Origin of the sequence: Nostoc sp., from assembly GCF_036917515.1 — a bacterium.
In the GTDB taxonomy this organism is placed as follows: domain Bacteria; phylum Cyanobacteriota; class Cyanobacteriia; order Cyanobacteriales; family Nostocaceae; genus Nostoc.
Genome location: NZ_JBALDE010000280.1, coordinates 1 through 24,588 on the forward strand (window position 1 = coordinate 1; position 24,588 = coordinate 24,588).

Annotated in this window: 25 protein-coding genes and 3 pseudogenes; 12 read left to right on the plus strand and 16 right to left on the minus strand. The window is 41.0% G+C overall.

The genetic code is table 11. From position 1 onward, the window contains the following. Positions 1-106 precede the first annotated feature (106 nt). From V7K89_RS35095 to V7K89_RS35110, 4 genes and pseudogenes are all read right to left on the minus strand, one after another. Positions 107-472 (minus strand): transposase, encoded by a 366-nt coding sequence (locus V7K89_RS35095; RefSeq protein ID WP_335195557.1) that lies wholly within the window; start codon positions 470-472, stop codon positions 107-109. A gap of 272 nt (positions 473-744) precedes the next feature. Next, on the minus strand, positions 745-1,179 hold the full coding sequence (locus V7K89_RS35100) for a helix-turn-helix domain-containing protein (protein WP_335195483.1): 435 nt from the start codon (positions 1,177-1,179) through the stop codon (positions 745-747). A gap of 60 nt (positions 1,180-1,239) precedes the next feature. Beyond that, positions 1,240-1,965, minus strand: a pseudogene (locus tag V7K89_RS35105) (NAD(P)-binding protein); the annotation flags it as partial. A gap of 7 nt (positions 1,966-1,972) precedes the next feature. Beyond that, positions 1,973-3,595, minus strand: a complete 1,623-nt coding sequence (locus V7K89_RS35110; RefSeq protein WP_335195484.1) for an FAD-dependent oxidoreductase — start codon at positions 3,593-3,595, stop codon at positions 1,973-1,975. A gap of 704 nt (positions 3,596-4,299) precedes the next feature. On the opposite strand from V7K89_RS35110, the pseudogene V7K89_RS35115 reads away from it, so the two are divergent. Both V7K89_RS35115 and V7K89_RS35120 read left to right on the plus strand, forming a co-directional pair. Beyond that, a pseudogene (locus V7K89_RS35115) lies at positions 4,300-5,043 on the plus strand (IS1 family transposase). 25 nt (positions 5,044-5,068) lie between these two features. Then, positions 5,069-5,258: pseudogene (locus V7K89_RS35120) on the plus strand (IS1 family transposase); the annotation flags it as partial. Between the two features lie 54 nt (positions 5,259-5,312). On the opposite strand, the gene V7K89_RS35125 reads toward V7K89_RS35120, so the two are convergent. The 5 genes from V7K89_RS35125 to V7K89_RS35145 form a co-directional block, all read right to left on the minus strand. Next, on the minus strand, positions 5,313-5,486 hold the full coding sequence (locus V7K89_RS35125) for a PEP-CTERM sorting domain-containing protein (protein ID WP_335195485.1): 174 nt from the start codon (positions 5,484-5,486) through the stop codon (positions 5,313-5,315). A 227-nt stretch (positions 5,487-5,713) separates the two neighbouring features. Further along, complete coding sequence (locus V7K89_RS35130; RefSeq protein ID WP_335195486.1) at positions 5,714-6,181, minus strand: tellurite resistance TerB family protein; 468 nt, start codon at positions 6,179-6,181, stop codon at positions 5,714-5,716. Between the two features lie 546 nt (positions 6,182-6,727). Next, the gene (namA, locus tag V7K89_RS35135) at positions 6,728-7,795 is read right to left on the minus strand and encodes an NADPH dehydrogenase NamA (protein ID WP_335195487.1); all 1,068 of its coding nucleotides are present in this window, start codon (positions 7,793-7,795) and stop codon (positions 6,728-6,730) included. 289 nt (positions 7,796-8,084) lie between these two features. Next, on the minus strand, positions 8,085-8,291 hold the full coding sequence (locus tag V7K89_RS35140) for a hypothetical protein (RefSeq protein WP_335195488.1): 207 nt from the start codon (positions 8,289-8,291) through the stop codon (positions 8,085-8,087). 283 nt (positions 8,292-8,574) lie between these two features. Continuing rightward, complete coding sequence (locus V7K89_RS35145; RefSeq protein ID WP_335195489.1) at positions 8,575-8,751, minus strand: hypothetical protein; 177 nt, start codon at positions 8,749-8,751, stop codon at positions 8,575-8,577. A gap of 652 nt (positions 8,752-9,403) precedes the next feature. On the opposite strand from V7K89_RS35145, the gene V7K89_RS35150 reads away from it, so the two are divergent. Continuing rightward, the gene (locus V7K89_RS35150; RefSeq protein WP_335195490.1) at positions 9,404-10,147 is read left to right on the plus strand and encodes an alpha/beta fold hydrolase; all 744 of its coding nucleotides are present in this window, start codon (positions 9,404-9,406) and stop codon (positions 10,145-10,147) included. 140 nt (positions 10,148-10,287) lie between these two features. Here the strand turns inward: V7K89_RS35150 and V7K89_RS35155 are convergent, their stop codons facing one another. The 5 genes from V7K89_RS35155 to V7K89_RS35175 all read right to left on the minus strand — a co-directional run bounded on the left by V7K89_RS35155 (position 10,288) and on the right by V7K89_RS35175 (position 14,563). Beyond that, positions 10,288-10,755: a DUF1772 domain-containing protein gene (locus V7K89_RS35155; protein ID WP_335195491.1), complete on the minus strand. Its 468-nt coding sequence runs from the start codon at positions 10,753-10,755 to the stop codon at positions 10,288-10,290. Between the two features lie 226 nt (positions 10,756-10,981). Beyond that, positions 10,982-12,199 carry a glycosyltransferase family 4 protein gene (locus tag V7K89_RS35160; RefSeq protein WP_335195492.1) on the minus strand — a complete coding sequence of 406 codons (1,218 nt, stop codon included), beginning with the start codon at positions 12,197-12,199 and terminating at the stop codon, positions 10,982-10,984. A 335-nt stretch (positions 12,200-12,534) separates the two neighbouring features. Continuing rightward, positions 12,535-12,948, minus strand: coding sequence for a GlcG/HbpS family heme-binding protein (locus V7K89_RS35165; RefSeq protein WP_335195493.1), 414 nt, complete (start codon positions 12,946-12,948; stop codon positions 12,535-12,537). Positions 12,949-13,097: 149 nt separating this feature from the next. Then, positions 13,098-13,730, minus strand: a complete 633-nt coding sequence (locus V7K89_RS35170) for a response regulator transcription factor (RefSeq protein WP_335195494.1) — start codon at positions 13,728-13,730, stop codon at positions 13,098-13,100. Next, positions 13,727-14,563: a S1C family serine protease gene (locus V7K89_RS35175; protein WP_335195495.1), complete on the minus strand. Its 837-nt coding sequence runs from the start codon at positions 14,561-14,563 to the stop codon at positions 13,727-13,729. Before V7K89_RS35175 ends, V7K89_RS35170 begins: the two co-directional genes overlap by 4 nt. 70 nt (positions 14,564-14,633) lie before the next feature. Here V7K89_RS35175 and V7K89_RS35180 point away from each other — a divergent pair, with 70 nt between their 5' ends. Continuing rightward, positions 14,634-14,915, plus strand: a complete 282-nt coding sequence (locus V7K89_RS35180) for a hypothetical protein (protein ID WP_335195496.1) — start codon at positions 14,634-14,636, stop codon at positions 14,913-14,915. 40 nt (positions 14,916-14,955) lie between these two features. Here V7K89_RS35180 and V7K89_RS35185 read toward each other — a convergent pair whose 3' ends face one another. Next, on the minus strand, positions 14,956-15,867 hold the full coding sequence (locus V7K89_RS35185; protein WP_335195497.1) for a S1C family serine protease: 912 nt from the start codon (positions 15,865-15,867) through the stop codon (positions 14,956-14,958). 241 nt (positions 15,868-16,108) lie between these two features. Further along, on the minus strand, positions 16,109-17,356 hold the full coding sequence (locus tag V7K89_RS35190) for a cytochrome P450 (RefSeq protein WP_335195498.1): 1,248 nt from the start codon (positions 17,354-17,356) through the stop codon (positions 16,109-16,111). Positions 17,357-17,556: 200 nt separating this feature from the next. Between V7K89_RS35190 and V7K89_RS35195 the strand changes: the two genes are divergently transcribed. The 8 genes from V7K89_RS35195 to V7K89_RS35230 all read left to right on the plus strand — a co-directional run bounded on the left by V7K89_RS35195 (position 17,557) and on the right by V7K89_RS35230 (position 24,495). Next, the gene (locus V7K89_RS35195; protein WP_335195499.1) at positions 17,557-18,405 is read left to right on the plus strand and encodes a uroporphyrinogen-III synthase; all 849 of its coding nucleotides are present in this window, start codon (positions 17,557-17,559) and stop codon (positions 18,403-18,405) included. Positions 18,406-18,514: 109 nt separating this feature from the next. Next, positions 18,515-18,814 carry a ferredoxin gene (locus tag V7K89_RS35200; protein WP_335195500.1) on the plus strand — a complete coding sequence of 100 codons (300 nt, stop codon included), beginning with the start codon at positions 18,515-18,517 and terminating at the stop codon, positions 18,812-18,814. Positions 18,815-19,753: 939 nt separating this feature from the next. Next, positions 19,754-20,443 (plus strand): SDR family NAD(P)-dependent oxidoreductase, encoded by a 690-nt coding sequence (locus V7K89_RS35205; RefSeq protein ID WP_335195501.1) that lies wholly within the window; start codon positions 19,754-19,756, stop codon positions 20,441-20,443. A gap of 34 nt (positions 20,444-20,477) precedes the next feature. Continuing rightward, the gene (locus V7K89_RS35210; protein WP_335195502.1) at positions 20,478-21,254 is read left to right on the plus strand and encodes a class I SAM-dependent methyltransferase; all 777 of its coding nucleotides are present in this window, start codon (positions 20,478-20,480) and stop codon (positions 21,252-21,254) included. A 64-nt stretch (positions 21,255-21,318) separates the two neighbouring features. Next, a complete protein-coding gene (locus V7K89_RS35215; RefSeq protein WP_335195503.1) occupies positions 21,319-22,017 on the plus strand; it encodes a glutathione binding-like protein in 699 nt (232 codons plus the stop codon). Between the two features lie 70 nt (positions 22,018-22,087). Then, positions 22,088-22,648 (plus strand): GNAT family N-acetyltransferase, encoded by a 561-nt coding sequence (locus V7K89_RS35220; protein ID WP_335195504.1) that lies wholly within the window; start codon positions 22,088-22,090, stop codon positions 22,646-22,648. 495 nt (positions 22,649-23,143) lie between these two features. Next, the gene (locus tag V7K89_RS35225) at positions 23,144-23,338 is read left to right on the plus strand and encodes a hypothetical protein (protein ID WP_335195505.1); all 195 of its coding nucleotides are present in this window, start codon (positions 23,144-23,146) and stop codon (positions 23,336-23,338) included. Positions 23,339-23,466: 128 nt separating this feature from the next. Beyond that, entirely contained in the window at positions 23,467-24,495 is a 1,029-nt protein-coding gene (locus V7K89_RS35230; RefSeq protein WP_335193820.1) for a helix-turn-helix transcriptional regulator, read from the plus strand. Positions 24,496-24,588 lie beyond the last annotated feature (93 nt).

Genomic DNA, 24,588 nt, shown 5'->3' on the forward strand with positions numbered 1-24,588 from the left:
TATTTACTGCTTAAGAGCGCTGCGTAACCATCAGAGTTACTTACTGTTTCAGTTTTTCTTCCTGATTCTACTCTCCCCGTAGTAACAAAAGAGGGCTAATACCATCTCACGAAAAACCTGATACAAATAAAGCATCCAGAATAAAACCCCAACCTGTAATAGAAGCAACAATTGATGTGTTTAATTTTTCCAGACGTTGCCAGATAACTGTTCTTAGCTCATCTAAATTTCCAAAGCATTCCCAACTTAAATACCTTTTAATTTCTTCCCATAAACGTTCAATTGGATTTACTTGTGGTGTATGTGGAGGTTGAAACAAGAGAATGATATTTTCTGGTATAACAAGAGTTTGGCTTAAATGAAAAGCACCATTATCTAACTGTAGAATATGTATATCTTCTGAGTATGTAGTTGCAAACTGTTCTAAAAAAATATTGAAACAGACTGTATTGAGATGAGAGAATTCCCAAATATAATGCTCTCCAGTTAGTGGTTATACTAAACCGTATAAATATAAATTTTCTCGTTTCCACTGCATCGTACCCAGCGGTTTAACACCACGGAGTGTAATTAATCTTCCTGGCTCTGTTTTTAATCCTATACAACTTTCATCACCACACCAGTATCTAATTCTTTTGTATTGAACTGAAGGTGCTATTACGTATTTTTTAATTACTTCTAAGTATTCTGGAAGTTTTTTTTAAATTCTGATTCCGCTTATTAGTCGTGTTTTATATTTACTGCTCACGGTACTTTTAACTTCGCTTTCATTTGATAACGCACTGTATCATGTACTACTTTATATGAAGCTTCTACCCCCTCCTGGGCTTTTAACCATGTTCGTATTTCCTCATAACTTTTAAATCCTTGTGGCTGTTGAAGTTCTTCCAAAAGTTGCTCTCGAACCTGTGAGTTGATGATTGGTGGTCGCCCTGACCCTTCTTTTCTTGATAAAAGACTGGTGATTCCCGACTGTTTATAAGTCTTTAACCATCTTTGTACCGTCGCTGTTCCTCTTCCCAGCACAACAGCCAAATCCCCTATCGTCTTTACTTGCCCTATTTTCAGTAAATACAACGCTTGAATACGTTCTTTACCTAACGCTGTTTTTTGTTTTCTCAGCAACTCATGCAATTGGTCTGCTGACTCAAATATTTTTACTTTGGTAACTCTAGCCATTTTCACTTGCTAATATTTATTACTTAATTATTTCTATCATTTTTTCCGTGAAATGGTATCACTGGTATGCAGCCGCAAGACTTTGGCATTAGTTAAAAGGGTGAAATTGGCATACATCTCGCGGCTAGGACGAATGGCGTTGACATCGGCATCGGCTTTTGCGTGTACGAGACAAGGGTATCCGTCAAAAGTATCGCAACGAATGCAGGGACTCTTGGTGCGATCGCTTTCATTAAGCTTTAATCCCAGTGGTAGGTGAAATGGGTAATAACCTAGTTTGCGGATGCCATCAGCAAGGGACTGCATATCCGGCTCATGACTCACTGGCGGATAGGGATATGGTTCTCTGCGAGGTGGTTCCGTTGGGTCTTCTCCTGCTTGACCATGCATGTCATACAGCTTTTCTGCCTGTGTGTAGTACGGCTCAAAGTCTGAGTACTTAAGCGGCCATTCTGGAGAAATTCCTTGCTTGTGAATTACCCTTTCAAAATCTCGCTCCCGAAATCGAATTAAGGCTGCACCGTAGAGTTTAGTATTGCCGCCAACCCAGTAACCTGTTTGAGGCTTAAAAACTTTGCCTTCTTTGTTATACCATTGCTCATCGGTGTGGTAACGATGTTTTTCATAGACTTACTGGGGATTCCAGTTAGCTTTTTCTCTCGGTAAAAAGTCGCCTCGTTCCAGCACGAGAATTTTTTTACCTGTAGGTGCGAGGCGGTGAGCTAGTGTACCTCCACCTGCTCCCGTACCGATAATAATGATGTCATAGCGCTCAGTAATTGTCATATATGTCCTAGCGCTTACTACTAACTTCAGGCTGTCCTTTTTGAATCAAATCAACGATACCACGCCGTAATTCATCAACAGTTAGCATCTGGTTCAAGCGCATCAATTCTGAAATCGCTGCTGTTTCTGTATCTTGATGGCTGGTTGCAACTGCCAAGACTTGATTGTTTTTCAGATAAAAAGCGATAAATTCCTGTTTTTGCAAATCCCCATCTACAATTATTTCATCCCAACTTTCGGCGTGTCCGATGTAGCGCAATGGAAAGTCGAATTGCATTGTCCAGAACAAAGGAAGCCCTCTAAATTTGACTGCTTTCCCTGTCATGTTCTGAGCGGCAATTCGCCCCTGCTGTGCTGCGACTCGCCAATGTTCAATCCGAATCGATTCGTTTGTCCGCCAATCGGGATAATGGGCAATATCACCTGCGGCGTAGATGCTATCAGCTGCACGCAAGTATTCATCAACAACAACACTGTTATCTTTAGGATGCAAATCGATACCCTGAAGAAAGTCTGTTGCAGGCTGTACGCCAACTCCGACAATTACAATATCTGCTTTTAAGCGATCGCCATTATCTAAAATTACAGCTTCAACCTTGTCGCTACCCTCAAATTGCACCGCTTTCCTACCAAATTTAAAGGAAACACCCTTTTCCTCATGGACTTGCTGAAATAGTTTGCCAATTTCCTCGCCCAGGATTTTCTTAAAAGGTACAGAATCCGGTGAAACAACAGTTACTTCTAAGCCATGTTGCTTCAGCCCAGCTGCCGTTTCCATGCCGATAAAACTGGAGCCAATGACTACTGCTTGTCCTTTTTGCTTGCTGATTGTCAAAATATGATCAGTGTCATTAAAACTGCGTAATGTCAAAATATTTTGCAAGTCTGCACCGGGAATATCTAGCTGGCGTGGTTTCCCCCCTGTTGCTACCAGTAAGGCATCATAGGTTAATGAATCACTAGACGCTCCGGTGTCGCTATCGGTAAAGGCGATCGTTTTATTTGTGGTTTGTACCTGTTCAACTCGCTTATTCAACAGCACTTCAATCGCGTGTTCTTTGAAGAAATCAGGCGATCGCAAGGGCATTTCCTCTGCGGATGTCTTACCAATGAAGTAGTCTTTAGTCAGCTTGGTGCGATCGTAGGGTAGCCTGCTATCTTGAGTAATCATCACGATTCGCCCTTGATATCCAGCTATTCGCAAAGTTTCTGCAGCATGGACACCTGCCGCTCCTGCGCCTAAGATGACAAATGTCCGCCCATCAACATTAGGGTCGAATTGCGCCATTGCGGGCGATCGTAATCCGTTAGTTTCCTCTGGTAGGCTGACAATGACATTTTCACCTTCAATGCGTACTTTATAACAAGCTAAAGCATCCAAACCAGGTGGCTCTTGTTGGTCGCCAGTCGTTACATCATAATAGGCATTGTGCCAGGGGCAAACAACATGATGTCCACTCAGTACCCCCTCAGCTAGTGGCGCTTTATAATGAGTGCAGTGTGCGCCGACAGCATAATACTTTCCATCTATACGACTTAATAAAATTTCTGTCTCGCCGACAGACACTTGTCGCATTTCGCCATCATTTAAATCGTTAATGTTACCAACAACTGCTTCTATCTGTTTCATAATCAACTTTCAAATTAAGAATAAGAGTATACCAATTCTTGAAAATTTGATCACATATTAGTTTGAGTACGGCTACAAGGTTTTACACCCTTTGATTACGAATTGATATAACAATAAAAAACTGGACTCTGTATTCAGTATTATTAGTCTGTCCGATTACTTTTGAGAGATATTCAAATAGTTTTTATTTACATTTTTTACTTTATGTCACAAAGTCTGATTTTTTCAACTTATCGATGGTATATCTCTTAAAATTAGAAATTCAGCCTTTAGACATAGATAAACTTAAGAAAATTGTTCTAACTGAGAATTGGGAAAAATGTAGTGAGAAATGAATTGGCATAACCTAGAGTTACAGAAATATTGCCAATTTAAAATTTTGTTTGGATTCTACCCAAGGGACTAATTGTTATTTATGTCTAAAGAGAGGGATAGTATTTCATTTTAATTTTATTTTTGTTTATATATGATGTAAATCAAGCATATTCAATATTTATAAAAATGCGGAAAAGTTTTATAAATATTACTTTTTAAATTGGTATTAACTTAACCTGCCATTTAGCGCTAGTAACCAAGTTAAATAACAGGAGATTCCTATGCCTGAAGCCATTGAGATTTCTGATGATCGCATCTGTGCCTTAGTACGCCCAGGTGCTTCACTGCAAGGCGTTGCATAATATAGGGAGGAATTGAGGTGTTCTACTGTGCATTGTCCATACTGTGAGTCTACTGAGATTAGAAAAAACGGAAAGCGAAGAGGTAAACAGAATCACATTTGTGTTAATTGTGGTCGTCAATTTATCAATGTTTATAGTCCACCAAAAAGGTACTCAGATGAAGTTAAACAAAGTTGCTTACGCTCATAGGTTAATGGGATGGGATTTCGAGCTATTGAGCGTGACAAGGGAGTTCAGACGCTCGCGGACTCGCTAACGCTTCGCTATCACACAACTATAATTCATTGGGTAAAACAAGCTGCCTCGAAGCTCCCAGATGCTCCACCAACGACGGCGATACCAGAAGTTGGGGAATTAGATGAACTGGAAACCTTTGTCGGGTCAAAAAAAACAAAGTTTGGTTGTGGACAGCAGTAGATCATTTTCGTGAGGGAATTTTGGCTTGGGTGATCGGCGATGCCTTCGGCGGGCAAAGCCTACGCAGCGCGAAAACGTTTGAATTATTGTGGAAGATTGTTTGCTGTTGGCAGTGTTATTTCTATGTAACAGATGGTTGGAAAGTTTATCCCTGTTTTATCGACCCAGGAGATCATATTGTCAGCAAAACTTACATGACTAGAGTAGAAGGTGAGAATACGCGTTTACGTCATTATTTAGCAAGACTACACCGAAAAACACTATGCTATTCCAAAGAGCGTGGATATGCTTAAATACTCTATTAGATTATTACTTCATTATCTTGAGTATAAGAAATTACTAATGTTTACTTGATTCCTCCCGCATTTATGCAACGCCCTATTTTTATTTTACCGATGGATGGAAAGTTTACCCCAGTTTTATTGAGCCAGGAGATCATATTGTCAGTAAAACATATATGACCATCGAAGGTGAAAATACACGGTTACGTGATTATCTGGCACGCTTACATCGCAAAACATTATGCTATTCCAAAACAGTAGATATTTAAATACTCAATTCGTTTGTGACTCTCTTACTTGAAGTATAGACAAATACCTGTATTTAGTTAATTCATCCCGCATTTATGCAACGCCCAAATTGATTGTTGTTTTCTTATGATGTTTGCGTTTTAGTAATGCTGCCGCCCCCCAAACACTAATTGCCAGTGTACCCAATGCTGCCGAAGGTTCGGGGACAGAGACCACCTCAGATTTAAATGTAAATTTTGTTACTAAACCTATTGATATGAACATCATTGTACTTCATTATACTGGGAAACGCTATACAAGTAATCACCCGAACTTGATATAGTTTCTAACTATTAATGCTTTATCGAATTAATGTTGATAAAATGCAAGATTCCCAACTTCTTCATGAAGCCGGGAATCCAAACAACTTAACTCAAACAAAATTATTTCATATTCTAAATTTAGCAATCCCAAATTAAAGATAATAAATAACTGAGGTTGCAAGTCAAAAAATATTACTCCTCTTCTTCCTCTTCTTCCTCTTCTTCTCCAAATACTTCATCTATAAGTTCTTGTGCGCGTTTGTCTGAAATATTTAAGGCTTCTTGAAGTTCAGAGATGTAATCTTGTTCGCTTTCGGGTACTTCTTCGTCAATCCCTACTACTAAAATAGCTGTGATGTATGCAGCTTCGCGATAATCTGTATTGGTTAAGGATTCGATAGACTCGGTGATTAAATCTTCTGGTTCTTCTTCTTCAATCAAACTGACAACTTTTTCGGTCAATTCTTCAAAATCTTTTTCAGAGTAATCTTCAAATAAGTCAACCTGACCGAGAAATTCACTCAAAGCGTATTCTTCTGTGGAAGAAATACCTTCACCATCAGCAGCTGCGGAAAACAACCCAAGGATTGCGATCGCAACTTCTGGTTCTAGAGCAACTGAACTAACACTACGGCCTTTGGGCAACTTGCGTTTAGACATAATTATCCTCTAAAAGTTACGTGATATTTCAGGAAGTAATACGTTGTGGTCTATAATGCTTCCTCGATTTATGATTCCCAAAAGAATGCAGAAATATACATTGGGATGAATCTTTTTTCATAAAAAATACGCAGACAAATATATTATCTGCGTATAAAAACTGTTAAATTGCCTTAAGCAATTGAGGTTTTTAGTACTTGTGTATGCTAAGTAGCCTAAAAAGCTACGGTATAAACACGTCTTGGTAATAAAGCCCAAAGTCTGGATTTACCCCCTTAATCCCCCCGATGCATTTTGGCATAGCGGGACTTAAACATTTTTGAGGAATAAATAAGCCTTAAACCCTTGTGGGGTAAGGTAAATACACCAAATGCCCGAAAACGCCTGAAACCTAGATATATCAATAAACCAAGCAAAACGATGTCAAAATTCTTTGAGATATACGTTTGAGGTCATTTTATCGGTGTTTTTTGCCTAAGTCCCAATAGGTGTAGAATGTTGTAGACATTGCTTTAAGTTGTTACAGAGCATGGGAACGAGGAAAGCCTACAGCCAGGCTCGGTCGTATTGAATAGGCCAGAGTTTATCGTGTCCAAGTTGTTTGGCTGCCAGATGTGGCCAGTAAGGATTGCGGAGTAGTTCACGTCCTAATAGCACTATATCAGCTACTTCTGTACGAATAATCTCGTCAGCTTGTTCAGGGGATGTAATTAAGCCCACGGCTCCTGTATAAATATTAGCTTCGCGGCGGATGCGTTCGGCAAACTGAGTCTGATAACTAGGTTTAATTGGGATATTAACGCCCGGTATAATACCGCCTGATGAATTGTCGATCAGATCCACTCCTAAAGACTTGAGTTTGTCGCTTAAAGCAATACTTTGCTCAATGTCCCAGCCATTGTCTACCCAATCGGTGGCGGAGATGCGTACCCAGAGTGGATGTGTCTTAGGCCAAACCTCTCGGACTGCTTGAACTAGTTCTCTGAGCAGACGAGTCCGATTTTCAAAGCTGCCACCATAATCATCTTGACGGTGGTTAGAAAGAGGCGAGAGAAATTGGTGCAGTAGATAACCGTGAGCAGCATGGATTTCCACTACCTTGAAACCAGCTTGTAGAGAACGTTTGGCAGCTTGAGCAAAGGCGTCAATAATTTCTTGAATTCCCTCATGGTTAAGGGCTTCTGGAACTGGGCTATCTTGGCTAAAAGCGATCGCACTACTCGAAACCAAGGGACGCCAACCTTCCTGAGATTCATCCAGCACTTTCCCTCCTTTACTCGGTTTAGCAGTACTGGCCTTTCTACCTGCATGAGCAAGTTGAATACCTGCAACAGCGCCAAAGTTATGAATTAATGCCACAGTCTTGGCTAAAGTTTCTATGTGTGAATCTGACCAAATTCCCAAATCTTGCGGGCTAATGCGTCCACGCGGTTCCACAGCTGCTGCTTCTGTGAACACTATACCTGCACCGCCAACTGCGCGAGAAGCTAGATGAATAACGTGCCAATCATTAGCATATCCATTTGTACTGGAATATTGACACATCGGTGAAACGGCGATACGGTTGCGAAAAACAACTTCACGAATCTTGAATGGTTCAAATAGATGTGCCATTAATCTTGATTCCTTCTCTTGCTAGGTAAAAGAAATTGGGGAGGGATTTGCAACATAAATTTGACTTTGCATTATTTTGGATTAATTAAATAGAGAAGTCAAAATTCAGAATGCAATCAGTGGGGAATTTAAACCCACCACTTTATAGTCTTCCAGCAAATTCAAAATTTGGTAGGAGACTTAAATCCTTACTCTCAGCGCCTAATTTACCGCCGTAGGTATCACAGTAGTTCTTGTGTAGGGCAGTATTCCTCCAGCCTCCTCCCCTACGCAAGAACTACCTCTTTTGTTAAATATTTGTTGAATGACTAGAGTCATCATAGAGATTTGGATAAATAGGCTGATTTTCAGGCTTTTGAGACTGCAATTCCCAGATATCGCGTTTTCCTAGTTCTTGATCCACTAATAACTGTATATGAGCTGGTAATTTAGTTGTTTGCCAAGTTGACCAAATTTCTTCACCAAATAATTCTTTTTCAATTTTTCCAGAAAACATGATTTGACCTCCACGAATGTTCAATTTTAAGTTTAGTAACTCCTAATTTAGGAAAGACGAAGTAACAAAATTGTCATTCTTCATTCTTTCGCTAACTTTAAAATACAAGTACTATTCGCCCTTAATATTGCTTGTTAAGAAAATCTCTAACTTGTGCATCGTTAAGTAACTTTTCATTACAAATATTGTCGACGGGATCGCGTCCTGTGAAGGCAATAATCCGTTGAAAAAGGCGATCGCATGAGCATCATCACCAATTTGTCTACTCAAAATTAAATGCAAATCAGGCTCTACTCGTACCGCAGTAGCCTTTATCTACAAGTACCACTCTTACCCCTTGAGCAGCAGCATTCCAAGCTGCCCAAGTTGCTGATGGGCCACGACTTATGACTAGAACATCAGTCTCTAAATTCAGTTGCGAAGTTGAACTATTGCCTGACTCAGATTTATATGTACTCACGATTACATCTCCTAAAAAGTTTACTTGGCACTAAATTTTGAGTTTATTGGCTAACCCACCTAACTTTTTATAAAATACGCTAAATCGATCGGTTTACCGTATTATATAGTTATGAGATTTACATAGATTGTGCTAAAAAACAAGAGGCTATTAAAATTTATTGATATTACTCTTTAATAAAATGCAGTTTGTGGCGAAAACTTTCTCAAAAAAGTAAAGGACAAGAACTATACTTGTCCTCAATGGTTAAAATACAGGTTCTGCGTCGAATAGGAGTTAGATGAGACAGGGTAAAACTTTTAGCTTAACAAGTCTGCTATTCCTCCTACCGTAGGTAATCGCCTAGTTCACAGGTTGCAAAATTTTTCTCCCACCAATCCAGCATTGCTCGTCACCTTTAGCACCGAATTTTAATTACTGTACTGTATATACTGTGCTGTTTATTAAATCCTTTGCCAGCAGACTTTTCGAGACTTAACGGGAAAAGTCAGATTTATGGATCGGTTACTAGTGAAACTAACTGGAAGTTTTTATTTTTAGAAGGGACAACTGTTTATATAGATTTGACTGAATATTATATTAAAGAAGTTGATAAAATTTTGGGTATTTTGTTGCAACCTTTTCAGCCTGTTTTAACTGCTGTTCAACTAATATGAGTCTATATTGTCTAGTTCACGGTGCTTTCCAAGCGACTTGGTGTTGGGATTTGCTAATTCCCTACTTAGAAGCACAGGGTCACAAAACCGTAGCAATGGATTTGCCAATTGAAAATGCATCTGCTACTTTGTCCCAATTTGCGGATACAGTAATTCAAACGCTGCCAAAAACTGATAATGATATTGTGCTAGTCGGTCACTCAATGGCTGGTACGATAATTCCTTTGGTTGCAGAAGCAGTAAAAGTGCGTCAACTAGTGTTTGTGGCTGCGCTGCTTCCCTATCCCGGAGTTAGTACACTCGACCAATTTGCTCATCGCCTTGATTCTGAGACGCTCAAATCATTCAATTACCAGCCAAAAGACCCAAGTAAACTCAAACAGTTCTACGATGAGCCTGATGTGTATGAACCAGCTTCCGTAGGCAAAGATTATTCAGACGAAGCAGTATTAAGGGAGTTTTTCTTTCATGATTGTCAACCGGATGTAGCACAGTGGGCAATCTCGAAAAGTCGTTCGCAACAATCTATGGCATATATTCTTGAAACGAATCCTCTAAAAGTTTTGCCAAAGGTTGAGCGTAAATATATTGTTTGTACTGATGACCGAATATTGTCTCCTACATGGTCACGCTATGCTGCACGCAAGCGCTTAGGAGTTGATGCCATTGAGCTAGCTTCTGGACATTGCCCACATCTGTCTCATCCTGACCTTCTGGCTACAGTATTAACTAGTGATTAATTGTTTGAGTTTGGCTCGATTGTTGCCATAGCAAACATATACCAATTCAATTAATGATTGCAATACATCTTTCGGTAAAGACGCGATGAATCGCGTCTCTACAAATGGTCTATTGGTTGCATTCTTTTTTTAAATTGGTATTACCTTCCAACGCACGCAATTGTCAGGAAAATGAATGCGATAAGCAATGCAATCGCCCGAATTGCATGACGATTATCCCAAAGTCTACGCCTTTCTTTCCAGTTTTTGGGTAAGTTCTCCAAATTCCATTTAGCAACCTCGTCGTTAATTGGTGCCAGAGCAACGATAGTACAGATAATACTAAGAAGCCAGATCACGGTGGCTGCAATGGCAAGCCAGAAAAATATGGGGTTGGAGAGAGTATGCAACTGATAAGTAAAAAAAGATGAAGTAATAAAGGTAGCAGCGTACCAGAAGGGCATGAACGCACCGAATATACGTGCTAACGGTTGGGCTGCTTTAATATGTGTAGCGTCATCGAGCTTCCATAGCTGCGGGTGGACGAAAAAACCGACCGTGATTTCGTTCCCTACCATTAATCCAGCGACTACAAGTGCAAGGACGCTGGAGACAATTAATATAGTCATATATTATCTAAATATCATATATTATCTAAATATCATATATATCTAAATAATACCATTTCCTGAAATACTTGATACAAATGATTTGTCTCTAACTCTTTCCCCCTGCTTTCCTGCTGCCTATTTGTATCAACCTTAAAGTGAAATGGTATTACTGGTGCGATCGCTAGCAAAAAAGAGGAGCCATTGATGCTCTAAGATAGCACAAGCGATCGCTTACCAATTAGTATTACTCTCTCCCAAGACAAACTTGTTCATAGCTTTTACCAGCAATATCCCAAGTGAATTCCGTTTCTACCAGTTGTCTGCCATTGTGAGACAATTCTGAACGCAGATGTGGACGATCGAATAGTTGAATAATAGCGATGACGTACTCTGCTGGTTTATTGGCTCGTAATGCCCGTAATGGATGACTAGCAACATCTACAGCTAATCCTTCTAAGCCGCGATCGCTAGCTACTACAGGTATACCAGCTGCCATTGCTTCTAAAGTTTTATTTTTAATACCAAACCCAGTCCGCATTGGTACAACGCAAATGGTGGCTTGGTGTAAATATTCTGCCATCGAAGGTACACGCCCCAGCACATTAATTCCTGGTTTTTTATCAAGTGCTAAAACTTCTGCCACTGGATGAGAACCGACAATATCGAAAGTTGTATTGGGATAGAATTTTTGGATTTCTGGCAAAACTTCATTGCTGAAAAAGCAAACAGCATCAATATTTGCTAAATTATCCATTGCACCAATAAAAATTAGGCGATGTCCTCCTGGATCGATGGTACGGTTAGGGAAAGAAACTAAATCTACGCCATTGGGAATAACCGTAATTTCGCTATTGGGGTTAAATTCTTGTAGTTGAATTTTATCTTCTTCTGTTGTCGCCACAATTGCCGAAAATTTAGCGCAGTAGTTTTGCTCATAACGACGCAAAAGTGGGAGATTAATTTTATCTCTGAGTGAATTTTCGGAAATACCTGTTGCTAGTTGGTTTTGACAGGTAGCATAAACAGAACTATGAACATTAACTATGGTTTTTAGCTGTTTGAGAAAATGTGGCTGCACATAAATTTCATTGACGCTATGTTCGCAAGTAATTACATCACATTTTCCCGCTTCCACCCAGTTATTAACCCATGTTTGCATTTCAACTGAGTAGCGGTTAAGTACACTTGGCGGTGTTCCCTGCTGCAAAAATCTCCCAAATCGCTGTATTTTCTGCAAGATTCCAGTGGTTTGAGAATCTGGCGGACGTTCAAAAATGGCTAGATGATCCACACAATCACGTAATCCTGCTACTTCTGCGTCTGTAACATCACTCTCGCGTTGAGTCGCGAGGGTAACAGTATGACGTTGACTCAAGTACTTGAGTAAATTAAATGTTCTAACTTGGGTTCCTCCGCGCGTTGGTGGATAGGGAAAGGTGGAAGATAGCATTAAAATGTTCATACAAGTAATGAATCAAATGTGATATATACACCATGCCCTCATTGGAGGCTGTATGTCACTCGCTTCTCTAAGAGACGCTGCGCGAACGCTCGAATTAAAAATTAAAAATTAAAAATTAAGAAAGCCAGACATAACAAAGGTATGTCCGTATGTATCTGTCGCATTCTTTTTTCAAATTGGTATAACAAAAATACCAAGAGGAAATGCGCGTTTCCTCCTGGTGTTTGGTAAATGACTCACAATAGTTAGGTGTGGTTACGATTTTTGGGTGGACTTGCTAATCTGACTGCTAAATGGGTGCTGCTTTTATTTTAAAGACGTTTAGTGTAATGGTATTAGAAAGCCGCGACAGCTGCCTCAGCTACAGCTTGATCCTGTTCACCGCTACCACCACTTACTCCGACTGCACCAACTATCTGCTCATCGCGTTGAAGTGGTATACCCCCGGCAAAGATCATGATTCGTCCTCCATTTGAGGCGTGAATACCATAAAATTGTTTTCCTGGTTGAGCATCCTCACTAAGGGATTTGGTAGAGAGATTAAACGCACGAGCAGTAAATGCTTTGTTAATTGAGATATCGATACTTCCGATCCACGCATCATCCATACGAATATGAGCAACAAGATTCCCGCCAGCATCAACAACCGCAAGATTCATTGGTTGTCCGATTGCACGAGCCTTCGCTTCTCCAGCCGCTAGTATTCGTCGTGCGTCATCCAAGGATACAGAATGTTTGTCAGAAGTCATGGTAATTCTTTCAATCGTAGAAATGTGTGCGTTGAGGGCGTGTCATCAATCAAGGATATCACGAGCATAAATTCTCGGTGTACTCCTTTAAGACTGGGAAGACTTCAAGCGCTGGTTATACCGTTTCACATTCAGATTGATACAAATAATCAAAGCATAATCAAACCCAGTCGCACACCCACTGCAACAGCCTCGGTGCGGCTGGAGACACTGAGCTTTTGAAAAATGGATGAGAGATGAAATTTGACGGTATGCTCAGAAATATGTAAACGTTTTGCGATCGCCTTATTCCCCAACCCAGAACCAAGCATACCTAAAACTTCTATCTCCCGTGGTGTCAAGGTTTGTACAGGATTCGCCACCACTTTTTCGCGGATAGACAGTAATTCTACAGCATCCGGGTGCAGCGCCAGCAAACCAAAAGCGATCGCCTCCACAGCCGCGATAATTTCTGACTCTGTGCTAGTACTGGGCAATATTCCCCGGATACCAGAACGTAACGCCGTCTCTAAGTCGATACTGTCGAGTTCTTCAACAATGACGATTATTCCTAATCGATATTGCTGTTCTTGAATAGTCAGCAATTTTTCCCACACCGCTTGTGGAAAATTACCGCTCAAATCTATCAGCACCACATCTGGCTGTAATTGCCCAACTTCACTCGCCAATACATCCAAATCGGATGCACTTCCCACAACTGTCAACCGAGGATTGGTAGTTACCACAGCTGATAACCCTGCCCGCACCACAGGGGAAGTAGCAACTACCATCACTCGGATCATGTCGCCTCCACCGCAGTTGTCTCGGACTGCACAGCAACATAAATCACCAATTGCTGTCTACCGCGTCGGATTTGTAGCGGCACAGATCCTTTACTGTTATGGAGATATTTGGTTAAATCATTCATGGTAGTGAATAATCGCCCCGAAACTCCAATTAAAACATCGCCGATTTGCACACCAGCAGTTTCCGCCGCACTGCCAGGTAGAATTGACAGCACCAATAAACCTAAGCTACGCCTACCTAAAAGTACAGGTTGCAGTGTGACTCCTAGTTGCGGACGACTATTTCCTTGTAAAAAACGCTCAACGGTGTTGCTGGGAACTGCCACAGCCAAACCATTAACAATCATGGTGTTAATTCCCACGACTCGACCGAGATAGTCGGCAAGTGGCCCCCCAGAATTACCAGGATACAGCTGCAAATCAGCCATAACTGCTCGTGGATTATTTGCATGGATAATTCCAGTTGTCACAGCACCACTGTCACCAAAGGGATTACCCACCGCCAAGACTAATTCACCCACTCGTAGCGCCTCAGAATTGGCGATTGTTGCAGCAGTTAAATTAGTGGCGACAATTTTCAGGGCTGCTAAATCCTGCTGTGGATCGAATTGGGTACGCACCGCATCAAATACCCTTCCGTCTGCCAATTCCACAGTTGCGCGGTTACTGGTTGCCACATGGGCATTAGTGATAATTAGTCCGTCAGGTTGCCAAATTACACCAGAACCGACTCCTAGAGAACCACTTTTTACTTTGACAGTGCGATCGCGTAGTTTAGCAGCTACCTCTGTCAATTCAGCAGCGATGTTAGTTAATGTTGTGTTTGCCATGTTATACAATTTTTGAGCATGTCAAAGTAGAATCAGTGATGTCATTTGTCTTTTGTCCTTAGAAACACAAATGACTAATGACAATTCGAGCAAAAAGATGCAACTTTCGAGTTCAGAAGCTCAACGTTCAAGCAAAAAGATGCAACTTTCGAGTTCAGAAGCTCAACGTTCAAGCAAAAAGATGCAACTTTCGAGTTCAGAAGCTCAACGTTCAAGCAAAAAGATGCAACTTTCGAGTTCAGAAGCTCAACGTTCAAGCAAAAAGGTGCAACTTCCGAGTTCAGAAGCTCAACGTTCGAGCAAAAAGGTGCAACTTCCGAGTTCAGAAGCTCGAATGAACAGAAAATTTTGATAATTTTGACAAAACTAGTTAAACCAATCGCAAATTGGCATTATTCCTCCTTAGTAGGTCGTTCGCCAACTGTGATCGCTAACTCAATTAACACTCCACCCCGGACAACTTGCACGTTGACAGGTTTACCAATGCGATCGCTACTATTGAGCAGCGCCAACACATCACCTGTATCGCCCACAGTTACGCCATCAAACGTTACCAAAACATCACCAAGCAGTACACCTGCATTGTCAGCAGGCCCCGAAGGCTCAACATTAACAACAATTACCCCAGTTGCCGAACTTAGATTGAGAGCAGTTTTTAGATTCTTTGGTAAACGTACAGGTTGCATTCCCACACCCAAGTAGCCTTTAGAAATGTGTCCTTTTGCTACCAATTGGTCAACCACGCGATCGACTGTCGCAGTGGGAATAGTCAGAGCAATGCCACGCCGCCCCGATGTATTCATGCCTACTACAAAACCAGCAGCATCTACTAGTGGCCCGCCCGCAAAACCAGAGTAAAGGGTGATGTCTGGGCGGATGAATTGGTCAATATTGCCGCCACTCATACTCCGCCAAGCACCGCTAATCACACTCACCGAACCCATCGCCGCTCTTAAGTCACCTTCGCTACCTCTTGCTAGTCCTAATACCAGATGACCGACTTTGAGCGTTTTGGCATCACCAACTTTGGCCACAGGTATTTCGACATTTTCTAGTTTAAAAACAGCGATATCAGTGCTAGAGTCATGGCCAATGAGTGTTACTGGTGCAGTGCTACCATTTGATAAGGTAATCGTGATGTCGTCATAGCGCTGGAGGCACTCATCAGAGGTAACAATGATGCCATTACGCCAATGAATACCGCTTGGAGAAACGCGTGTACCCCCATTCACCGCAACCACAGCATTCCCAGCTTGTTCTACGGTATCAGCTAAACTGTTGGACAAAGCCAGTAATGAAGACATAAGATTTTCCGCAAACGTTTTTAGATGTTTATATCGTGCCGTTTTATCAACACAGATGACATCGGAAAAATGGGGAGAATTCACCCTAGAAAAATGGCTAGGATTGACATCACCCGCATTTGTTACAAGCTTGAGGTGCAGAGGTGCTTCAGAGGCAGAGGGGCAGAGGGGAAAGAACTTATACAAGAACTCTCCTCTGTTCTCCTGCTCCCCTGCTGTCTAAATGTGCTTTCTTAGGTGCTTAACAGCTTACTACCTTATCGAATTCAATATAGAGGTACTTCAGTCCCCGCATGAGTATATTCGGTAAGTACTGATAACCGGATTGTCCCAAGCGGATGTTCTTAAGCCGTAGTAACAATCGCTGATATGCAATCTGCATTTCCTTACGAGCAAGCATAGCACCTAAACAAAAATGAATTCCATGACCAAAAGATAGGTGATTGCTGGCATTATGGCGGCACACATCCAAACGCTCACCCTCAATAAATTTTATGGGGTCACGGTTAGCAGCATCGAAGCGGATCATCACCAAAGAGCCAGCTTGCAGAGCAACGTTTCCTAGTTTTATATCTTCCGTCACAACTCGCCACATTCCCGCTGTTGGACTTTCCATCCGTAGAACTTCTTCAACAAAGTTCTCTAGCTGCGAAATATCTGTTTGTAGCAACTTTATTTGCTCTTTATTGTTTGCCAGCAACAACATCCCACCTGCAAGCGCACTGGTGACAGTTTCATTACCAGCCACTAATATCTGCTGAATTATACTTAACAGTTCAGCAGTATCGAGCGCTCGTCCAGCTACCTTTGCCTGTACCAAGTCAGTGATCAAATCATCTTGAGGCTGTTTTTGACGCGAGTCTATAACATCCTTAAAATAATGCTGGAAAGCAACAACATCTTTAGCACACTCGATCTCCTGCTCTCTAGAGAGTGTGTGCCCTAGACGTGCAATAAAAGCATCAGACCATTGCTTGAACTTTGGCATATCTGCTTGCGGCACACCTAACTGTTGAGCAATAACTTTGAGTGGTAAAGCTACGGCAAACTCACTGACGAATTCGCACTTGCTGCGATCGATGAAATTGTCAATTAGTTCATCAACAATCTGCTCAATCAACTCAGACATTTTGTTGACACGCTCAAAGGTGAATGCTTTATTCACCAGCGCTCGAAATCGCTCGTGTTCTGGCGGATCTGCTGTGAGCAGGGTGTTCATCTGAGGCCAGCCTTGAGCAGAAATTTTCTGCAACTCATCATCCTGTTCTTCTTTTCCAGCCAGTAAAGTAGAGAAATTGCTTGAGAATACTCTTGTATCCTTAAGAACTTCTTTCACCAAGTCATAGCTGGTAACGAGAAAGAGTTTTGCTCCTGTTCTGGAACTAGGGAGCTCCATAATTGGTGCTTGCTCCTGTGCCAGCTTGTAGAATTCATAAGGACACACGAGCACTTCCGGGTCAAAGAAGTTGTAGTCCGACAGATGCTTCATGCTTTTAATGGTAGTCAATGATGGTTTACTTTGAGTAATTGTGCAGTCAACATCATCTTAACAAGTTACCTATCAACCCCACTTAAATTAGCACCACTCAAATCAACCTCACTAAAGTCTCTCTCCCCAGCAGCATAGCGTTGGAGCAACTCTTCAGCATCCATAACTCAACCCCCCTACATCAATCATTCGATAAATAAATGCACACCGAATCAAGAGAAATCAATCTGCTAACTCCATCGAGAAACTTACCTCTATATGGCAAAAGAATTTTAGTAACAGCACCGAGAAATTATGCTTATAGGTTATCCGAACAAATCATCAAAAAAGGTGCTTTACCTGTTTTCATGCCTACTATCGAAACCTGCTATTTATCAAACTACACTCAGTTAGATGCCGCTTTAGCCCATATAAACGAATTTGATTGGATTCTCTTCACAAGTCGAAACGGAATCGCTGCATTTTTTCACCGTATAAATGATTTGAATATTCCTATATCTGTAGTACAAAAATGTCACTTATGTGCGTTAGGAAAAGATGCAGAAAGCTTATTGTCTTTTTCTGGCAAGGTGGATTTAATTCCAACAGAATCTAGCCCAGCCGGAATTGTGGCTGAATTAGCGAAACTTCCGCAAATTCATGAGAAAAAAGTGCTGATACCGACTCCAAAAGTTGTGGGTTTGCCTGAACCTAATGTTGTACCCAATTTGATTACGGATTTGCAACAATTGGGCATAGAAGTAATTCGTGTACCCACATACATTACGCAGGGTTTAGACAAAAGTATCTACGGTATGGAATTAAACCTGATGCGTCAAGCAATTATTGATGTAATTGCCTTTAGTAGCACAGCGGAAGTAGAAAGCTTTTTAACAATGGTTAACTCGCAAAGCGATTACGAACATTGTGTTATTGCATGTTTTGGTCCTTACACTACTGCTAATGCCCAAAAGTTGGGTATGACTGTCTCTATCGTGTCTAGAGATTACAGTTCATTTGAGGGATTTGCTGAAGCGATCGCAGCATTTTTTACTCTTACTTCTGATTAAAACTAAGCGTCTCAAGATGTAAAATAATCAACTAAATTTCACTCTAGACTAGGTGCACATAAACCCGTAGTATCGAAAATGGAGTTTATGTTAAGTTAGGAAGTTTTACATGGCAACTTACAAAGTTACATTGCGTACCCCAAACGGCGAAAAAGAAATTGAAGTCCCTGATGATGAGTACATCCTAGAGGTCGCTAACGAGGAAAATGGACTAGACTTGCCCTATTCCTGTAACGCTGGTTCTTGCTCTACCTGCACTGGCAAGCTGATTTCAGGTACAATTGACCAATCGGATCAGAACTTCTTAGACAATGATCAAATGGACGAGGGATGGGTTCTTACCTGCGTTGCCTATGCCACTTCTGATTGCGTTATCGAAACCAATCAAGAGGAAGCGCTTAACGCTTAAGAGCAGTTAAGGGTTAAGGGCATTGGTGTCATACTTCAGCCCCAACCCTTTTTAAATTTCGTTTATCTGGGTGGAAATGCTGCTTATTAGGCTGCTGCCTCCCTTGCTGGCGGTAGCAGCCTCCATTGTATACGTCACCCTAAAAAAGGTGTGGAAATTAAACTGCGATCGCAAGTGGGTGTAAATGTGCAGCAACGTTTTAATAATTTGTATTCTCTGAAGGATTAACCAAAACCCCATCGCCGATATTCAAGAATTGCGTGCATGATAAAAGCAATAACTATGGCGAAAAGTACTAAGTTTATGGTTGCAATCTAATCAATTTCATCTGATTAGCTTCAAAAATGAGCAAATATTTAATAATATGGAGTTAGTTTTACATACAATTGCTCTAGCCCTTATCCCCTAACCCCTTCTCCCTATGGGAGAAGGGGAACTAAAATTTTACAAGGAAATTTATAACTTATTAAATACCTTTTTTGCAAACTAGTTTTTCCAATTTTTTTCATGTTCATATTTATCTAATCAAACCTCTAAATCAATTGCGTCTGTAAATTCCATAAAAGCTATTGCAAATCTTTCTAACTGTTGAATATTTAATCCGTGAATGCGTTCATAGATTCTAGGCGCTTCTTTTTTCAGTTCATCAAGAGTAGCAAAACGACTACGAACTAAACAATTAAATCAATGATACACACCTGGATACAAAATATTCTCATTATTGACTGACTCTTGCATAAAATCCTCAGTCAATAATTGATCGGGCATTAATATAGTAGAATTTTATTGTGAAACAAATAGCCTTTCGTTGGTGCGAGATTTTAGAGCAATCTTTACAGTAAATTTTGATACAATTTTAGATTTGGAAATAATAATTTGGCATAACAATTACTGAATAACCATTCTTAATCGTTTATCCTAACAAGGAGAATTGAATTTATGGCAACAACAGCTTTAATTGTCGGTGCAGGTAATGGACTGAGCGCTTCTTTAGCTCGCTTATTTGCCAAAGAAGGATTCACCATAGCCTTAGCGGCTCGCCAAATTGAAAAAATTACTCAATTGAGCAGTGAAATTGGCGCAGTTAGTTTCGCAGCTGATGCCTCAAAGCCAGATGAAGTAGAACAGTTATTTATTGATATTGATAATAAAGTTGGTTCCCCGAATATTGTCGTTTACAATCCTAGTTTTCGGGTACGGGGGCCTCTTGTCGATCTAAACCCTAGTGAAGTGGCAAAAACCCTAGATGTCACTGCTTATGGTGGCTTTCTTGTGGCTCAAGCTGCTACCAAAAGGTTTTTGCAACTTGGTGGCGGTGCTATATTTTTTACTGGAGCTTCAGCCAGTATTAAGGGTTATCCTTTGTCTGCTCCCTTTGCAATGGGTAAATTTGCACTACGCGGTTTGGCTCAGAGTATTGCTAGAGAATTAGCACCAAAGAATATCCATGTAGCGCATTTTGTGATTGATGGTGCAATCCGCTCCGCAGACCGCCAAGATCCAGTAGATAATCCTGATAGTACTCTTGACCCGGATGCGATCGCTCAAACTTATCTCAGCATTCTCCGCCAACCCCGCAGTGCTTGGACTTATGAAGTAGAACTACGTCCCTGGGTAGAGAACTTCTAGGCAAAACAATTGTTACAAAAATAGTTTTGCAGGTATGAAAATTGATTTTGGTGCAACTGCTACTGATTATGCAAAACACCGCGCTGGCTTTCCCAGTTCATTATTTAATAAACTGTCTGAATATGGCATAGGTTTACCAGGGCAAAATATTGTTGATCTCGGTACAGGAACAGGAACACTAGCGCGGGGCTTTGCCGATAGAGGTGCTTATGTAATTGCTATAGATCCATCAGCCTCACTTTTAGAACAAGCGAGACTGTTAAGCGAATCTGCCCAACTGAAAGTAGATTATCGAGTCGCAACTGCCGAGAATACCGAGTTACCAGACACTAGTGCGGATGTGGTGACAGCAGGACAATCTTGGCATTGGTTTGACCGTCCGCGTGCCGTCCAAGAAATTACTCGGATATTGAGAAGAAATGGCTTGATCGCGATCGCACATTTTGATTGGATACCCTTAAAAAGTAATGTAGTTGAAGCAACAGAACAACTAATCGAGGCTCATAATCCCGCATGGAATCTAGGCGGCGGTAACGGATTGTATCCCCAGTGGTTACAAGATATTGGTGAAGGAGGTTTTCGAGAAATCCGCACATTTTCTTACGATGTATTTGTATCTTATACACACGAAGATTGGCGAGGACGAGTTCGGGCGAGTGCTGGTGTGGGAGGCAGCTTGATACCAGAAAAAGTAGAAGTATTTGACCAAGAATTGGCAACATTGCTCGAAACAAAATATCCTACACCAATTCTTCAGATTCATCATAGAGTTTGGGCTGCGATCGCAAAATCACCGCAATTTAATTTGTAATTAAGAAATGTCTGTAACACGCTATTAACCTACAAAACAATCGCACAATTTTCGGAAAAGAACCATGATTGAACTTTACTATTGGACAACCCCAAACGGTCATAAAATCACAATTTTCTTGGAAGAAGTCGGCTTACCATACACCATAATTCCTGTGAATATTGGAGCTGGGGATCAATTTAAGCCGGAATTTCTGAAGATTTCTCCTAACAATCGGATGCCTGCGATTGTTGACCACCTACCAGCAGATGGAGGTGCGCCAATTTCGGTATTTGAGTCTGGTGCAATCTTACTATATTTGGCAGAAAAAACTGGGAAGTTAATCCCCCAAGATTTACGTAATCGCACTCAAGTTTTAGAATGGTTGTTTTGGCAAATGGCAGGGCTGGGGCCGATGGCGGGACAAAATCATCACTTTAGTACTTATGCTCCCGAAAAGATTGAATATGCCATTAACCGCTACGTGAATGAGACGGGACGCCTATATGCAGTACTGAATAAGCAACTAGCAGATAAAGAATTCATAGCTGGCGATTATTCCATCGCCGATATTGCTGCTTATCCCTGGATTGTGCCCTATGAACGCCAAAGTCAAAACCTAGAGGATTTTCCTCATGTCAAACGCTGGTTTGAGGCAATTAAAGCCCGTCCAGCAACCATTCGCGCCTACGAAAAAGCTGAAGCATTGAAAACTGAAGCGCTCGATCCAGATAAGTCACGAAATTTGTTATTTAACCAGTCGGCGAAGACTATTCAGCCTTGAGCCTTTTGAATTGTCTTGTCACTATGGCGATCGCTAAGTTAGCTCTAACCCCAGATCATCGATTGCAACTATGAGCAACGATTTCTCACCATTTTCCTTTCCTCAATTAGAAACAAAAAGGCTCCTTCTTCGTGAGACAACGTTGCAGGATGCTGAAGCTATCTTTGCTCTATTCTCCGATCCAAGCGTGACTCAGTTTCACGATCTTGATACCTTCACTTCTATTAAACAAGCGATCACTGTCATTGGACGTAGAGCCAAGCGGTTTGAGCAAGGAGAAGGAATTCGCTGGGGAATTACCCGTAAGCAAGACAACGTTTTGATTGGTTCTTGTGGGTTTACCTGGAACCCCCAAGAACACTCGGCCGAAGTCGGTTATGAGCTTGCCAGTACTTTTTGGAGACAAGGTATCATGACTGAGGCGGTGAGTACTATCTTGCAATTTGGATTTCAGAAAATGGGTTTGCGTTTCGTTGTTGCCCAAGTCATGCTGGACAACATAGCTTCTAAAAAGTTGCTAGAAAAATTAGGTTTTCACAGTCAGGGTGTACTGAAACAGTATGGCTTTTTCAAAGGGCAATATCACGATCTGGAGCAATTTTTGCTTAAAAGTGAAAAACTGAGTGAGTAAGCTTAGTGGTGCAGAAAACTCTTCAAAGTCTCAAGTAGAGAATACAATGATACGCGAGAACTCAATTTGTTGCTCTATCTGCGCTCATTAGAAGCTAAGACACTGGAACTGATCACCTTACAATTTGCTCAATTGTTTAATGTATGGTATAGTCTCCCACCAGTTAGTCAATCTTAAACGAAACGATGTTGAGCGCATCTATCAAGCGAGGATATTTTGCTTCAAGATATTACTAACCCACCCTCATTAATTGAATTAGCAAAACAAGTAGAGTTAGATGATCGCAAACTTAAGCAAGGATCTCGTTAACTCTTTGGTACAACAGTGTTTGGATATTTGCATGATTATCGTTTAGAAAAAGCTTGTCAATTCCTCTATGGAAGGACGGATAAATGTAGCTTAGGTGTCCTATACTGTGGGATTTGCCAATAGAGGTTACTTTGCTGCTGCATTCCGCAAAAAGTTTGGTATAAATCCCAGCGATTATTAAGCACAGTGGCGGAAATAGTCCGGCTAGCGATCGCTTTCGTCAAACTTAATAATTGTGGCAATGCCAGCACTTTCACCAAGAATAAAGCGATGCCTACGGCAACCCGTTCTCGTAGCGTCTCCGACAGGAGAAGCGGAAACGCTTCAATAGGAGGGACATTTTTTTATTTGTCAGTACCTAAATACGATCACAATAACTAGCAGTCAAATTCAAATTATGCAACGCCGCAATAGTAGTCACAGTTTTCATCCCAATGCATTTGGCGATCGCATTACTACCACCCAACCAACTATATGATAATAGGAAAAAATATCAATAAATCACAAAAATGACTCTGTTTCTTTCAACAAGAGAAGCCTATCACCAACAGCAAAATACTACTCCAATCTCTGAACCGACAAAAACCAACTCATATCATACTGGGTATCTAGCAGTGTTGAACGATCCAAAACAGCAAAGTTGGGGTTATGAACATGCAATGGCTTTCCCTACCGGGATTAACTTACTAGTAAAACAGTACGACTTAGCGGAGGATTTAATTGTTGAGACAAAGGCATATAACCTTCCTTTAATGGAGTTTAGTTTCGCAGTTATCGCAGACAATGAAACGGAAATGATACCTGCTGGACAAAATTTCACTGCAACTTATTTTGATTTGGATAAGGAAATTCCTGGTAGTGGATTTTATTGGCGGGCAGGTCAACGCATTCTGGAGGTAGAGGTTGGGATCAATCTACAGGAATTCTTTTGCAGAGATGAAGTTAGTGGCTTAGACTTTCTACCTAAATCACTTCAGTTGTACATAGAAACTGACAATATATGCTTTCTCAACTACTTCCGCATGGGGCAAACTACACCAGAAATGCAAATTATTTTGCATCAAATAGTTAATTGTCCTTTCCAAGGTTTAATTAAAGAAATTTACTTGCAAACCAAATGTCTAGAATTAATGGCTTTGAAGTTGGAACCCGATACATCTGGGGAACGGGAATTGATGCGATCGCGCATTTTGCAAGGAGATGATATTAACCGAATTTACCACGCCAGAGCAATTTTAATCTCCGATTTTGACAATCCACCTTCATTGCTAGAATTGGCGCGACAAGTAGGTTTAAACGATTACAAGCTGAAAATCGGGTTCCGTCAGGTTTTTAACACAACAGTATTTGGCTATTTATGGGCATACCGGATGGAAAAAGCTAGAACACTAATCATGAGTCAGCAAATGACCATAAAACAGGTAGCTAAGATAGTGGGTTACAACTGTCCTAGTCGTTTCGCTGTGGCTTTTCAAAAGCGCTTTGGCATCCAACCTAGTCAATACTTAGATAGATTTCTTGTTGCCAAAAACACCTAAAAAAATCCGTTTCGGCATATATCTGGTTCAGATTTTTCACTAGAAATTCCCCTATGCTGTTGATAATAAATCCCAAATCCAGATTGCTGTGAT